At 62.3% G+C, this 14,701-nt stretch carries 11 protein-coding genes and 2 tRNA genes; 10 read left to right on the top strand and 3 right to left on the bottom strand.

What is annotated here, in order from left to right:
* The first annotated feature begins 12 nt into the window (after positions 1-12).
* Positions 13-966: a hypothetical protein gene (locus tag V5F23_RS05750; protein WP_338497746.1), complete on the top strand. Its 954-nt coding sequence runs from the start codon at positions 13-15 to the stop codon at positions 964-966.
* Positions 967-1,133: 167 nt separating this feature from the next.
* On the opposite strand, the gene dinB is transcribed toward V5F23_RS05750, so the two are convergent.
* Complete coding sequence (gene dinB, locus V5F23_RS05745; RefSeq protein WP_042731517.1) at positions 1,134-2,195, bottom strand: DNA polymerase IV; 1,062 nt, start codon at positions 2,193-2,195, stop codon at positions 1,134-1,136.
* A gap of 282 nt (positions 2,196-2,477) precedes the next feature.
* Here dinB and V5F23_RS05740 point away from each other — a divergent pair.
* The 4 genes from V5F23_RS05740 (at position 2,478) to V5F23_RS05725 (ending at position 7,037) form a co-directional block, all read left to right on the top strand.
* A tRNA-Met gene (locus V5F23_RS05740) sits at positions 2,478-2,554 on the top strand.
* A 320-nt stretch (positions 2,555-2,874) separates the two neighbouring features.
* Positions 2,875-2,951 (top strand) — tRNA-Met (locus tag V5F23_RS05735).
* 151 nt (positions 2,952-3,102) lie between these two features.
* Positions 3,103-5,745 (top strand): bifunctional lysylphosphatidylglycerol flippase/synthetase MprF, encoded by a 2,643-nt coding sequence (gene mprF / locus V5F23_RS05730; RefSeq protein ID WP_042731516.1) that lies wholly within the window; start codon positions 3,103-3,105, stop codon positions 5,743-5,745.
* Complete coding sequence (locus tag V5F23_RS05725) at positions 5,745-7,037, top strand: AcvB/VirJ family lysyl-phosphatidylglycerol hydrolase (protein ID WP_123579570.1); 1,293 nt, start codon at positions 5,745-5,747, stop codon at positions 7,035-7,037. Before mprF ends, V5F23_RS05725 begins: the two co-directional genes overlap by 1 nt.
* Positions 7,038-7,329: 292 nt before the next feature.
* Here the strand turns inward: V5F23_RS05725 and V5F23_RS05720 are convergent, their stop codons facing one another.
* Entirely contained in the window at positions 7,330-9,231 is a 1,902-nt protein-coding gene (locus V5F23_RS05720; protein WP_047736988.1) for a potassium transporter Kup, read from the bottom strand.
* Between the two features lie 274 nt (positions 9,232-9,505).
* On the opposite strand from V5F23_RS05720, the gene rimO reads away from it, so the two are divergent.
* The 5 genes from rimO (at position 9,506) to tsaA (ending at position 13,622) form a co-directional block, all read left to right on the top strand.
* Positions 9,506-10,846, top strand: coding sequence for a 30S ribosomal protein S12 methylthiotransferase RimO (gene rimO / locus V5F23_RS05715; protein WP_042731513.1), 1,341 nt, complete (start codon positions 9,506-9,508; stop codon positions 10,844-10,846).
* A gap of 224 nt (positions 10,847-11,070) precedes the next feature.
* Positions 11,071-11,544, top strand: coding sequence for a GNAT family N-acetyltransferase (locus V5F23_RS05710; protein ID WP_047736990.1), 474 nt, complete (start codon positions 11,071-11,073; stop codon positions 11,542-11,544).
* An 82-nt stretch (positions 11,545-11,626) separates the two neighbouring features.
* The gene (locus V5F23_RS05705) at positions 11,627-12,337 is read left to right on the top strand and encodes an rRNA pseudouridine synthase (RefSeq protein ID WP_047736992.1); all 711 of its coding nucleotides are present in this window, start codon (positions 11,627-11,629) and stop codon (positions 12,335-12,337) included.
* Between the two features lie 56 nt (positions 12,338-12,393).
* Positions 12,394-12,855 carry a DUF1456 family protein gene (locus tag V5F23_RS05700; RefSeq protein ID WP_042730783.1) on the top strand — a complete coding sequence of 154 codons (462 nt, stop codon included), beginning with the start codon at positions 12,394-12,396 and terminating at the stop codon, positions 12,853-12,855.
* Between the two features lie 68 nt (positions 12,856-12,923).
* Positions 12,924-13,622, top strand: coding sequence for a tRNA (N6-threonylcarbamoyladenosine(37)-N6)-methyltransferase TrmO (tsaA, locus tag V5F23_RS05695; RefSeq protein WP_042730782.1), 699 nt, complete (start codon positions 12,924-12,926; stop codon positions 13,620-13,622).
* Positions 13,623-13,824: 202 nt separating this feature from the next.
* On the opposite strand, the gene fpr is transcribed toward tsaA, so the two are convergent.
* Entirely contained in the window at positions 13,825-14,604 is a 780-nt protein-coding gene (fpr, locus tag V5F23_RS05690; RefSeq protein ID WP_003198368.1) for a ferredoxin-NADP reductase, read from the bottom strand.
* Positions 14,605-14,701 lie beyond the last annotated feature (97 nt).

The raw sequence follows: 14,701 nt of genomic DNA, 5'->3' as shown, positions 1-14,701 counted from the left end.
GATAGAGACGTCATGTTCAAGCGAAACACCTTAGGCCTCGGTGGCGCCGCCCTGTGCGGCGCCCTGCTGGTCAGCGGCTGTGCCAACCAGATGTCACAACGCAGCGAGCACGAAGAGCGGGTCGAGCGCAAATTGCTCGACCACAGCTTGCAGATCGACGTGGGCGAACCCAAGGTGCTCGACCTGCCGCAGCGTCGGGTGCGCATCAATGAGCAGAAGACCTTCGAAGTCACCGAGTTCGAGGTCACGCGCCATTACGACCGCTATACGCCTTACCAACCCTGGCGGGAGGTCTACGAGATCCCGCTGGGCGCGGTGGCCGTGGTGGCTGGTATCGGCGCGAACGTGGTCAACGTGTTCGCCCTGGGCAACCTGCCGGACACCGTGACCCGTGACTGGCTCAGCTACGGTGTCGCCGGTCTCAACCCGTTCATGAACGTCCCCTCCCACGGCCGCGCCCAGCAGAACCTGGCGGGCATCGACGAAGTCCAGCGCGACAAGCGCACGGAGCACTCGAGCCTGCCCTGGAGCGAACGTCCGGTAGAGGTCAAGGCCGCCCGGCAGACCTTCGAGCTGAGCACCGACCGCAATGGCGTGCTGCGCCTGAACCTGCTGGAAAGCCCGTTCGCCGAGCAGGACCTGAGCCAGTTCGGCAAGTTGCAGATCAGCGTGACCGACGCCCAGGACGAGGTCCATACCGACTCATCCCTGAGCATCAGCAGCACGTTGCGCAGCAAGCTGGTGGAAGCTCATGTCCTGATCTACGACGATCTGGAAGACGACGAGGTGAGCCAGTGGGTGCATCGGGTCAAGCGCCTGTCGGAATTGGGGCTTGAAGAAGAAGCCAGCGAACTGGAACAGAGCCTGATCGAACTGACGCGCAACGATCCGGAACTGCAGACCGAGTTCATGAAGGCACTGACCAAGGATGGCGGCCGGCTGGTGGCGGATCCCGGAGCCCATTGACCTCTCTTTGGCGAGGGAGCTCGCTCCCGCTGGGCTGCGCAGCAGCCCTAAAACAGATGACCCAACTTATCTGAAACATCCCGGTGATCGGGTTGAGGGCCGCTACGCGGCCCAGCGGGACCAAGCTCCTTCACCACAAAAGCGCCTCTGCGCTCTGTTCGGCAACCTCACCGCTCAAACAACTCCAACTGCTCGAACCCTCCACGCAAATCTTCCAGCCGCACCCCTATCCCCAATAACCGCACCGGCTTGCCGCCACGGTTGAAGGCCTGGGTCAGCAGCAGTTGATAGCTGCCCAGATCCCGCCCTGCCCCGGCCTGTTCGAGGGTGGTCTGGGTGAAGTCGTGGAATTTGACTTTGACGAACGGCTTGCCCGGGCGGTAACTGCTGTCGATCCGGGCCATTCGGCCGCTGAGGGTTTGCATCAGCTCGGGCAGCTTGTCCAGGCAGCTCGCCAGGTCAGGCAGGTCGACATCGTAGGTGTTTTCCACACTGATGGACTGCCGCCGGCTGTCATTGTGCACCAGGCGCTCGTCGATCCCACGGGCCAGGCTCCAGAGTCGCTCGCCGAAACTGCCAAATTCGCGCACCAGCGCCAGCTTGTCCCACTGACGCAAGTGCAGGCAATCCATGATGCCAAGCCTGTTCAACTTGTCGGCGGTGACCTTGCCGACTCCGTGGAGCTTGCTCACCGGCAGGGCCGACACGAAGTCCTCGACCTGGTCGGGGGTGATCACGAACAGCCCGTTGGGCTTTTTCCAGTCGCTGGCGATCTTGGCCAGGAACTTGTTCGGTGCCACACCGGCAGAGACCGTGATGTGCAACTGATTGGAAACACGCCGCCGGATGTCCTGGGCGATGCGGGTGGCACTGCCGCCGAAATGGGCGCTGGCGGAAACGTCCAGATAGGCCTCATCCAGCGACAGTGGTTCGATCAGGTCGGTGTAGTCGCTGAAGATCGTATGGATCTCCTTCGACGCTTCGCGATAGGCATCCATGCGCGGCTTGACGATGGTGAGGTCCGGGCAGAGCTTCAAGGCATGCCCGGACGACATCGCCGAGCGCACGCCATAGGCTCGCGCTTCGTAGTTGCAGGTGGCAATCACCCCACGCCGATCCGCCGAGCCGCCCACCGCCAGGGGTTTTCCGGCCAGCCGCGGGTCGTCGCGCATTTCGATGGCGGCATAGAAACAGTCACAGTCGACGTGGATGATCTTACGTTGCGTCATAGCGAAGCGGAGCGTGGGACGAGTCGGGCCACCAGTATCGCACCCATACCTGTATATAGCACCAGTAGTACGGAAAGATCGTTCGCCGGAACTCGAAAAGCCCTACATAAATGTGTTTTTTTAATCGCAACAAACGCCTCGATAGAGCGCGAGCCCTTGCCAGGCCTGCGTCACAGCGCGGTCGGCGTCCGCGCAGCCTGGCTAAGCGCTTGAAGCTGAAGAGATTTTTTGAACGTCGGGGTTGACACCTACGCGTTCCCCTGTAGAATGCCGCCTCACAGACGCGGGATGGAGCAGCCTGGTAGCTCGTCGGGCTCATAACCCGAAGGTCGTCGGTTCAAATCCGGCTCCCGCAACCAAACATCAAAAAAGGTCATTCGAAAGAATGGCCTTTTTTGTGCCTGTTAGTTTTGCAGGCGGGTACTCTTCCCTGTGGGAGCGGGCTTGCTCGCGAAAGCGGACCGTCAGTTGACATCATCGCTGACTGACACGCTACCTTCGCGAGCAAGCCCGCGCCCACAAGGGACTGGGGCTCACCTGGAAACCCAGGCTGCAGGAAAATTTCCTTTTTGATTTCGCGCATTTACCTGCATCGCATGGGAACTGGCCACTTGTTTGACCCTAACCTCGTTTAACGGTTGACACTCAGGCGTTCGCCTGTAGAATGCCGCCACACAGACGCGGGATGGAGCAGTCTGGTAGCTCGTCGGGCTCATAACCCGAAGGTCGTCGGTTCAAATCCGGCTCCCGCAACCAAATATCAAGAAAGGCTGCTCGAAAGAGCGGCCTTTTTTGTGTCTGCTATAAAAGGCTACATTACAAATTTTTTGTAATTATTTTCTGCCGCAGGGATTGGTAACTTGGCTGGATACCCCCATCCTGTCGCGCATAGCTCAAGAGGTGATTGATGCGCGCCCACTCGTCTGACCCGCAAGACTCTGTTACCGCGACACAACCGATCAAGGCCGAGCGATTGCGCTGGCTGGATCGGATCAGCCAGTACCGTCAGCCTATCGGTCTCGCCATCACGCTGCTGTTGTTTGCGATTGCATTGATTGCCTGCCGCCACTTGCTTAGCGAGCTCGATCTGTACGCGTTGCACGACTCGATCCTGGACGTGCCTCGCCCGGCCCTGCTCGGAGCCTTCGCCGCCACGGCGGTCGGCTTCGTCATTTTGCTGGGCTACGAATGGTCGGCGAGCCGCTACGCGGGAGTGACGCTGCCTCCACAGACGCTGATCCTGGGCGGGTTCAGCGCATTCGCCATCGGCAATGCGATTGGCCTGTCGTTGTTGTCGGGCGGTTCGGTTCGCTACCGCCTGTACGCACGCCATGGCCTGGGCGCAGCGGACGTCGCCCACATGACGCTGTTCGCCAGCCTGTCCCTGGGTTGCGCACTGCCGCCTCTGGCAGCCTTGGCCACCCTCAGCGACCTGCCCTCCGCCTCGGCCGCGCTGCGCCTGCCTGCCACCCTGCTCGGCGCGATTTCCGTGGCGGTGTTGCTGCTCACCAGCGTGCTGGCCATCGGCATCTATCGTCGGCGCCTGCCAGACCAGCCCCATCGCGACAGCCTGCTGGTCAAGGCCGGGCGCCGCACCCTGCGCCTGCCGGGCCGCCGCCTGACCTTCCTGCAACTGGTCATCACCGCACTGGATGTCGCGGCGGCCGCCACCGTGCTGTATCTGTTGCTGCCCGAGGCGCCACCGTTCGGCGCGTTCCTGCTGGTGTACCTGCTGGCCCTGGCGGCCGGCGTGCTCAGCCATGTACCGGGTGGCGTCGGCGTGTTCGAGGCCATCCTGCTGGCCGCGTTCGCCGACAAGCTGGGGGCCGCGCCGCTGGCCGCCGCCCTGCTGCTCTATCGCCTGATCTACGTGTTGCTGCCGATGCTGGTGGCGTGCGTCCTGCTGCTGGTCAACGAGGCACAACGGCTGTTCCAGACGCGCCAGACGTTACGCGCCGCCTCGGGCTTCGCCGCGCCGATCCTGGCGGTGCTGGTGTTCCTGTCGGGCGTGGTACTGCTGTTTTCCGGCGTGACCCCGGAGATCGACACCCGGCTGGAGCACATCGGCTTCCTGATCCCCCATCGCCTGGTGGATGCCTCGCACTTTGGCGCCAGCCTGGTGGGCGTGTTGTGCCTGCTGCTCGCCCAAGGCCTGCGCCGGCGCCTGTCCGCCGCCTGGATGCTGACCACCGTGTTGCTCCTGATGGGTGCCCTGCTTTCGCTGCTCAAGGGCTTCGACTGGGAAGAAGCCACGTTGCTGACCCTGACCGCCGCCCTGCTGGCAGTGTTCCGGCGCTCGTTCTATCGCCCCAGTCGCCTGACTGAGCTGCCCTTCTCGCCACTGTTCCTGATCGCCAGCCTCTGCGTGCTCGGCGCCTCGATCTGGCTGCTGCTGTTTGCCTACCAGGACGTGCCCTACAGCCACCAACTGTGGTGGCAGTTCACCCTCGACGCCGACGCCCCGCGCGGTTTGCGCTCCCTGCTGGGGGCCGCGGTGCTGCTGGTGGTGGTGTCCCTGACCTGGCTGCTGCGCACCGCACGGCCGGTGATCCACTTGCCGACCCCGGAAGAACTGGAGCGCGCCAGGACGATCCTCATGGCCTCGTCACAGCCCGACGGCGGCCTGGCACTGACCGGCGACAAGGCGCTGCTGTTCCATCCCAACGACGCGGCGTTCCTGATGTACGCGCGCCGCGGCCGCAGCCTGGTGGCGCTGTATGACCCGATCGGCCCCACCCAGCAACGGGCCGAGATGATCTGGCAGTTTCGCGACCTGTGCGACATCCACCACGCCCGCCCGGTGTTCTACCAAGTGCGCGCCGAAAACCTGCCCTACTACATGGACATCGGCCTGACAGCGATCAAGCTCGGTGAAGAAGCGCGGGTCGACCTCAAGCGCTTCGATCTCGAGGCCAAGGGCAAGGAGATGAAGGATCTGCGCTACACCTGGAACCGTGGCAGCCGCGACGGCCTGTCGCTGGAAATCCACGAGCCGGGCCAGGCGCCGATGGATGAGCTCAAGGTCATTTCCGATGCCTGGCTGACCGGCAAGAACGTGCGCGAGAAGGGCTTCTCCCTGGGTCGCTTCAGCGACGACTACCTCAAGCATTTCCGCATCGCGGTGATTCGCTTCGAGGGTCGCCCGGTGGCGTTCGCCAACCTGCTGGAAACCCACAGCCATGAACTGGCCAGCCTCGACCTGATGCGCGCTCACCCCGAGGCACCGAAACTGACCATGGAATTCATGATGGTCGGCCTGATCCAGCATTATAAGAACCATGATTTCGCCCGTTTCAGCCTGGGCATGGTCCCACTGTCGGGCCTGCAACCGCGTCGTGGCGCGCCGCTGACCCAGCGCCTGGGCTCGATGGTGTTCCGCCGCGGCGAGCAGCTCTACAACTTCCAGGGGCTGCGCCGCTTCAAAGACAAATTCCAGCCTGACTGGGAACCTCGCTACATGGCCGTGCCCGCCGGACTCGATCCGCTGGTGGCCCTGGCCGATACCGCCGCCCTGATTGCAGGCGGCCTGACTGGACTGGTGAAACGCTGATGATGCAACGCTCCTGGCGATACGTAGTGGCCGCCCTGCTGGTGCTGGCGGTGACTCTCGGTGGCGGTTACTGGTACTGGAACCGCCCTGCCCCACAACCCACCCTGGAACAACTGACGCCCGCCGAGGGCGCCGCCATGACCCGGGTCATCCCCGGTACCAAGCCCCGTGCCCAGGTGCTGGTGGCGGTCAACGAAGACCAGAAGCTCAGCGACAGCCAACTGACGACCCTCAGCCGCAGTGGCTCGGCCCAGATTGTCCAGGTGATCCTGCCCAAGGACTGCATGCAGCAAGGGCGTGCCTTGCAAGCGGGCCTGCGCGAGCTCCAAGGCCCGGCCACGCTGGTCAGCGGCATCGGCCCGGGTGCCGTGCTCGCCTGGCGCTGGCTGGCCGAGCAGAAGGACGACAACGTCAAGGCCGTGTCGGTGGACCTGGCCCTGGAAAAACCCGGCTGCACCCACCTGCTGCCGAAAAGCGCGGCCCACGGTCACTGGCTGGTGGCCTGGAACGACAACCCCGACGACACCAGCGCCGGTTTCGTACGGGACCAGAAGAATGCCGAAACCAGCATCAGCGACTACGACATCAGCCTGCCGCAAGTGCTGAACAACGAACTGCGCAAGATCCTGGTCGGCGCCGACAAGGGCAAGGGTGGCCTGGCCATTCCGGTGGTCGAAGTGCCCGCCAGCCAGGCACGGGACACCGTGACCCTGTTCCTTTCCGGCGACGGCGGCTGGCGCGACCTGGACCGCGACGTGGCCGATGAAATGGCCAAGATCGGCTACCCGGTGGTCGGCATCGATACCCTGCGTTACTACTGGCAGCACAAGAGCCCCGAGCAGAGCGCGGTGGACCTCGCCGAGTTGATGCAGCACTACCGCCAGATCTGGGGCACCAAGCGCTTCATCCTCACCGGCTATTCCTTTGGCGCCGACGTGCTGCCGGCGATCTACAATCGTCTGCCAGCAACCGAGCAGCAGCGGGTCGACGCGATTATCCTGCTGGCCTTCGCCCGCACCGGCAGTTTCGAGATCGAGGTCGAGGGCTGGCTTGGCAACGCCGGCACCGAAGCCGCCACCGGCCCGGAAATGGCCAAGCTGCCGGCCGAGAAAGTGGTGTGCATCTACGGTGGCGAAGAAGCCGACGAAAGTGGCTGCACCGACAAGACCGCCGTGGGCGAAGCCATCAAGCTGCCTGGTGGCCATCACTTCGACGAGAACTACCCGGCCCTGGCCAAGCGGCTGATCGACGAGATCAACAAGCGCCAGAACGCGACAACGTCCGAGCAGTGAGCTGATCGAGCCCGACAAAAAAGCCCTTGCCGTCCTAGGACCGCAAGGGCTTTTTATATATAGCGCATGCTTTTGTGGCGAGGGGATTTATCCCCGTCCGAGTGCAAAGCACTCGCTTGTTTTTCGCCGACATTGAGGGTTGCTTCGCAACCCAACGGGGATAAATCCCCTCGCCACAGATAAACCTCCTCACCACAAAAGTACATCTTTGTCCTGATAAAACAGTTCGTCACAGCGTCCACAAAAAAGCCCCCGCTGCCGCAAGACAACGGGGGCTTATTGTGGATCGGAGCTACATCTCGACCTGCGTCCCCAGCTCGATCACCCGGTTCACCGGCAGGTTGAAGAAGCGCAGGTTGCCGTTGGCATTCTTCAGCAAGAAGGCGAACAGCAACTCGCGCCAGCGGGCCATGCCCTCGAGCTTGGAGGCGATGACCGTCTCGCGGCTGAGGAAGTAGGTGGTGCGCATCGGGCTGAAGTCCAGGTCATCCAGATGGCAGAGCTTGAGCGCCAGCGGCACATCCGGCTCGTCGGTGAAGCCAAAGTGCAGGATCACCCGGAAGAACCCTTCGCCATAGGCATCGACCTCGAAGCGCCGTTGCGGCGGAACCCGGGGAATGTCTTCGTAGACCACCGTCAGCAACACCACCTGCTCGTGCAGCACCTGGTTATGCAGCAGGTTGTGCAACAGCGCATGGGGCACCGCGTCGGACCGCGCGGTCAGGAACACGGCGGTGCCCTGCACACGGTGCGGTGGCTGCACGCGGATGCTGCTGATGAAGATCGGCAACGGCAGCGCGCCTTCGTCCAGACGCTCCACCAGCAACTGCTTGCCGCGCTTCCAGGTGGTCATCAGCACGAACAGGGCAATACCGGCAACAACCGGGAAGGCGCCGCCCTGGATGATCTTCGGCACGTTGGCGGCAAAATACAGGCCGTCCACCAGGAGAAAACCGAGCAACACCGGCACCGCCAACAGCGGTGGCCACTTCCACAACAACAGCATCACGGCCGAGACCAGGATCGTGGTCATCAACATAGTGCCGGTCACCGCCACGCCATAGGCCGACGCCAGGGCACCGGAGGATTCGAAGCCCAGCACCAGCAGGACCACGCCCACCATCAGCGACCAGTTCACCGCGCCGATGTAGATCTGGCCTTGTTCGGCGCTGGAGGTGTGCTGGATGTACATGCGCGGGATGTAGCCGAGCTGGATCGCCTGGCGCGTCAGGGAAAACGCCCCGGAAATCACGGCTTGCGAAGCGATCACCGTGGCCAGGGTCGACAGGCCCACCAACGGGATCAACGCCCAGCTTGGCGCCAACAGGTAGAACGGGTTGCGCGCCGCTTCCGGGTCGCCCAGCAGCAATGCACCCTGACCGAAGTAGTTGAGCACCAGCGCCGGCAGCACCAGGATGAACCAGGCGCGTGCGATCGGTTTGCGACCGAAATGGCCCATGTCGGCGTACAGCGCTTCGGCGCCGGTCAGCGCCAGCACCACGGCACCGAGGATTGCCACGCCCATGCCGGGATGCACAAGAAAGAAACGCACGGCCCAGGCCGGGTTAACCGCCTGCAGCACTTCCGGGTGCTGGCTGATGCCATAGACCCCCAGGGCGCCGAGCACCAGGAACCAGGTCACCATGATCGGGCCGAACAGGATGCCGATCCGCGCCGTACCGTGACGCTGGATAATGAAAAGCCCCACCAGCACCACCAACGACAGCGGCACCACCCAGTGGTCGATGCCCTCGAACGCCAGGCCAAGGCCTTCGATCGCCGAGAGCACGGAGATCGCCGGGGTGATCATGCTGTCGCCGTAGAACAGCGCTGCGCCGATCAGGCCGCAGATCACCAGAAAGGTCCGCAACCGCGCCCGCCCCGCTGCGGCCCGCCGTGCCAGGGCAGTGAGCGCCATGATCCCGCCCTCGCCCTGGTTGTCGGCCCGCAGGACGAACATCATGTACTTGATCGACACGACCCAGATCAGCGACCAGAAGATCAACGACAGGATGCCCAGCACGCCGTCATGGTTGACCGCCACGCCGTAGCCGCCGGAAAACACTTCTTTGAGGGTGTACAAGGGACTTGTGCCGATGTCGCCATAAACCACTCCGACCGCCGCCACCAGCATGCTCAGCGGCTTCGCTGCCGAATGCTCGGCACCCGCCGCCTGACTACTTGCATGACCCATCCAACACTCCTGATTCCCAGACCTGTCTGCTTGAACGAAAGCACTCTGCTACCTGACGCAGCATGCACTGTTTAACATCTCGTAACAGGTGTTTTGTTGACTGTAAAAACCGGTAAAGCGCAAAGGCGCGAAGCATAGCGCAGCACTCGTCGTTTTTCCCGGTATAAAGCTGGTCAACGGCCTCGTCCACCGCTAGAATTGCTCACTTTTTGATCAGAGGCGCGTCAGGCGTCCTGTCTCGGCAAGAGACGATCCCCCTACACCGAGGTTAGACATGTCCACCACTACCGCGCCAGCCAACCCGAAGGTTGGCTTCGTTTCCCTGGGTTGCCCGAAGGCTCTGGTCGACTCCGAGCGCATCCTGACCCAGCTGCGCATGGAAGGCTATGACGTCGTGTCCACGTACCAGGACGCCGACGTGGTAGTGGTCAACACTTGTGGCTTCATCGATTCGGCCAAGGCCGAGTCCCTGGAAGTGATCGGCGAAGCCATCAAGGAAAACGGCAAAGTCATCGTCACCGGCTGCATGGGCGTGGAAGAAGGCAACATCCGCGAAGTGCACCCCAGCGTGCTGGCGGTGACCGGCCCGCAGCAGTACGAGCAGGTGGTCAACGCCGTGCACGAGGTGGTGCCCCCGAAACAGGACCACAACCCGCTGATCGACCTGGTGCCGCCGCAAGGCATCAAGCTGACCCCGCGCCACTATGCCTACCTGAAGATTTCCGAAGGCTGCAACCACAGCTGCAGCTTCTGCATCATCCCGTCGATGCGCGGCAAGCTGGTGAGCCGCCCGGTGGGCGACGTGCTCGATGAAGCCCAGCGCCTGGTCAAGGCCGGCGTCAAGGAACTGCTGGTGATTTCCCAGGACACCAGCGCCTACGGCGTCGACGTGAAGTACCGCACCGGGTTCTGGAACGGCGCGCCGGTGAAAACCCGCATGACCGAACTGTGCGAGGCCCTCAGCACCCTCGGCGTCTGGGTTCGCCTGCATTACGTCTACCCGTACCCGCACGTCGACGAACTGATCCCGCTGATGGCCGCCGGCAAGATCCTGCCGTACCTGGACATCCCGTTCCAGCACGCCAGCCCGAAAGTGCTCAAGGCCATGAAACGCCCGGCGTTCGAAGACAAGACCCTGGCCCGGATCAAGAACTGGCGGGAAATCTGCCCGGAGCTGATCATCCGCTCCACGTTCATCGTCGGCTTCCCCGGCGAAACCGAAGAAGACTTCCAGTACCTGCTGGATTGGCTGACCGAAGCCCAGCTCGACCGCGTCGGCTGCTTCCAGTACTCCCCGGTCGAAGGCGCGCCCGCCAACGACCTGAACCTGGACGTGGTGCCGGACGACGTCAAGCAGGACCGCTGGGAGCGCTTCATGGCGCACCAGCAGGCCATCAGCTCGGCCCGCCTGCAAATGCGCATCGGCCGTGAAATCGAAGTGCTGGTGGATGAAGTCGACGAACAGGGTGCCGTGGGCCGCTGCTTCTTCGACGCCCCGGAAATCGACGGCAACGTCTTCATCGACAACGGCAGCCACCTCAAGCCAGGCGACAAGGTCTGGTGCAAGGTGACCGACGCCGATGAGTACGACTTGTGGGCTGAGCAGATCAACTGATCGAGCCACTGCAATACCTTGTGGGAGCGGGCTTGCTCGCGAAAGCGGCGTATCAGTTAACCGTCATTTCGACTGACACACCGCCTTCGCGGGCAAGCCTGCTCCCACAATTTTTTGAAACCCGGTAAAAATTGAAAAGCCCCGCCCTTGCGACAAGATGCGGGGCTTTTTTACGGCTATCGTATGGAGAACATCAGGTCATCCAGCACAAGGAACAGGCGGGCATGCGGCAGCATTCGGTCATCCATACACCGAAATCGAGCGATTACCAGGAACTGACCCAGGTATGGGAGGCATCGGTGCGCGCGACCCATGACTTCCTGCCGGACAGCTACATCGAGTTGCTCAAGAACCTGGTGCTCACCCGCTACCTGGACGCGGTGATGCTCATTTGCACCCGGGACACCCGCCAACGGATTACCGGCTTCGCCGGCGTGGCGGCCGGCAAGATCGAAATGCTCTTCATCGACCCGCAACACCGCGGCCAGGGCCTGGGCAAGCAATTGTTGCACTACGCCATGGAACACCTGAACGCCGACGAGCTGGACGTCAACGAGCAGAACCCCCAGGCCTTGGGTTTCTATCTCAAGCAAGGTTTCGAAGTCATCGGCCGCTCGGAACGGGACGGCATGAACCAGCCCTACCCGTTGCTGCACATGCGCTACAAGCAATCCGACCTGAAGGCGCGACGCGGCTAAAAGCCACACAGCGCAAATGGACCCGCGATTAACCGGCGCCAGGCAGGTACAATGCCCACCCTCTTTTTGTTACGGCCCTGTCATGACTGACCCGATTCGTCTCTCCAAACGCCTCATCGAACTCGTCGGCTGTTCTCGTCGCGAGGCTGAGCTGTTCATCGAGGGCGGCTGGGTCACCGTGGACGGTGAAGTGATCGATGAACCGCAGTTCAAGGTCACCACCGAAAAGGTCGCACTGGACCCCGAGGCCAAGGCCACCGCGCCGGAGCCGGTCACCCTGCTGCTGAACGTTCCCGCCGGCCTGGACGTCGACACCGCCATGGCATCCCTGGGGCCGCAGACCCTGAGCGAAGAACATCGCTTCGGCAAGCGGCCGCTCAAGGGCCACTTCCTGCGCCTGACCGCCAGCGCCGACCTGCAAGCCAATGCCAGCGGGCTGCTGGTGTTCACCCAGGATTGGAAAGTCCTGCGCAAGCTCACCGCCGATGCCGCCAAGATCGAACAGGAATACGTAGTGGAAGTCGAAGGCGAGATGGTCGCCCACGGCCTCAACCGCCTGAACCATGGCCTGACCTACAAGGGCAAGGAGCTGCCGGCGGTCAAGGCCAGTTGGCAGAACGAAAACCGTCTGCGCTTCGCCATGAAGAACCCGCAACCGGGCGTGATCGCGCTGTTCTGCCAGGCCGTCGGCCTCAAGGTGGTCGCCATGCGCCGCATTCGCATCGGCGGCGTGTCCATCGGCAAGGTGCCGCTGGGCCAATGGCGTTACCTGTCCGCAAAAGAAAAGTTCTAATTCTACGGCGCCGCACCGAGCCGGGCGCCCACTGCCGATTGATCAGGATTGCACACATGATTCACAACGACGTACTGCGCAGCGTGCGCTACATGCTCGACATCAGCGACAAGAAAGTCATCGAGATCATCAAGCTCGGCGGCCTGGAAGTGGCCCTGGCGGATCTGGCCGGCTACCTCAAGAAAGACGAGGAAGAAGGCTTCGTGTTCTGCCCTGACGAGGTCATGGCGCATTTCCTCGATGGCCTGGTGATCTTCAAGCGTGGCAAGGACGACAGCCGTCCACCGCAACCGATCGAAGTGCCGGTGACCAACAACATCATCCTCAAGAAGCTGCGAGTGGCCTTCGAGCTGAAGGAAGACGACATGCACGCCATCCTCAAGGCGGCCGACTTCCCGGTTTCCAAGCCGGAACTGAGCGCGCTGTTCCGCAAGTTCGGCCACACCAACTACCGCCCGTGTGGCGACCAGTTGCTGCGCAACTTCCTCAAGGGCCTGACGCTGCGCGTCAGAGCTTAAACAACAGTTCCAAGCTTCAAGCTGCAAGCTTTTCACTTGCAGCTTGGAACTTGAAGCTTGAGGCCGCAATGACCTATAACGTCTCCCCCATCGGCTTCGTCCGCTCCTGTTTCAAGGAGAAGTTCGCCATCCCCCGGCAACCGCAGCTGGCCCCCGCCGCACGCGGCGTGCTGGAGCTGGTGGCGCCGTTCGACCTGGGGGATGCGGTGCAGGGCCTGGAGCAGGTCAGCCATGTCTGGCTGCTGTTCCTGTTCCACCAGGCCCTGGAAGACAAGCCGCGATTGAAAGTGCGCCCGCCGCGCCTGGGTGGCAACAAGTCGATGGGCGTGTTCGCCACCCGTGCGACCCATCGCCCCAACGGCATCGGCCAGTCGGTGGTGAAGCTGGAACGGGTAGAAGCCGGGCGCCTGTGGATCTCGGGCATCGACCTGCTGGACGGTACTCCCGTGCTGGACATCAAGCCCTACGTGCCCTATGCCGACATCATCGACTGCGCGTCCAACGGCATCGCCAGTGCGGCGCCTGAATTGATTCCAGTGCAGTGGGCGGACACTGCCCTGCTTCAAGCCCACGAGCACGCCACGCGTCTGGGAGAGCCCCTGGTGGAGCTGATTGAGCAGTGCCTGGCCCAAGACCCGCGCCCGGCGTACCAGATGCCTACCGCCGAACGGGAATATGGCGCGCAATTCTGGGACCTGGACGTTCGTTGGCATTACCCGCAGATGGGGTTGATTCGGGTGTTGGAAGTGGTTCCGGCGGAACCGTAAACACCAGAAACGAAAAAGCCCGCGCGGCCTTTATCAGGCGGCGCGGGCTTTTTTGCGGGTAACTGTTGGATCGAGTCGCTGCAATCGCGAGCAAGCTCGCTCCCACACTTGATCTGGGTTGTTCACCAAATATGACTCAACACAAACCCTGTGGGAGCGAGCTTGCTCGCGATAGCGATCTATCAGGCTCCACAAATACAGCTTACTTCTCTACAAACGCCCGCTCGATCAAATAATCACCCGGCTCGCGCATACGCGGCGAAACGGTCAGGCCGAAGCTGTTGAGCACTTCGCTGGTCTCGTCGAGCATGCTCGGGCTGCCGCACAGCATGGCGCGGTCGTCCTGCGGGTTGATCGGCGGCAGGCCGATGTCGCGGAACAGCTTGCCGCTGCGCATCAGGTCGGTCAGGCGGCCTTCGTTCTCGAACGGCTCGCGGGTCACGGTCGGGTAGTAGATCAGCTTCTCGCGCAGCGCTTCGCCGAAGAACTCGTTCTGCGGCAAGTGCTCGGTGATGAATTCGCGGTAGGCGACTTCATTGACGTAGCGAACGCCGTGGCACAGGATCACCTTTTCGAAACGCTCGTAGGTTTCCGGATCCTGGATGACGCTCATGAACGGCGCCAGGCCGGTACCGGTGCTGAGCAGGTACAGATGCTTGCCAGGCTTGAGATCGTCCAGCACCAGGGTGCCGGTGGGTTTCTTGCTGATGATGATCTCGTCGCCTTCCTTCAGGTGCTGCAACTGGGAAGTCAGCGGACCGTCGGGAACCTTGATGCTGAAGAATTCGAGATGCTCTTCCCAGTTCGGGCTGGCGATCGAGTAAGCGCGCATAAGCGGGCGGCCGTTGGGCTGCTGCAGGCCGATCATCACGAACTGACCGTTCTCGAAGCGCAGGCCCGGATCGCGGGTGCACTTGAAGCTGAACAGTGTGTCGTTCCAGTGATGAACACTGAGGACACGCTCGTGGTTCATGTTGCTCATGTACGGGGACTCCTGGGAATGTTGCCTGCGTCGTCAAGGTGCGCAATTGCATCGCATTCTAATGGCGACGACAATATCTGTTAACTGAATTATTAAG

It is taken from the genome of Pseudomonas sp. WP18, from assembly GCF_036689585.1.
Taxonomy (GTDB): Bacteria; Pseudomonadota; Gammaproteobacteria; order Pseudomonadales; family Pseudomonadaceae; genus Aquipseudomonas; species Aquipseudomonas chlororaphis_E.
The sequence above is the reverse complement of the archived record's forward strand: the minus strand, read 5'-3'. Positions and strand labels throughout refer to the sequence as shown.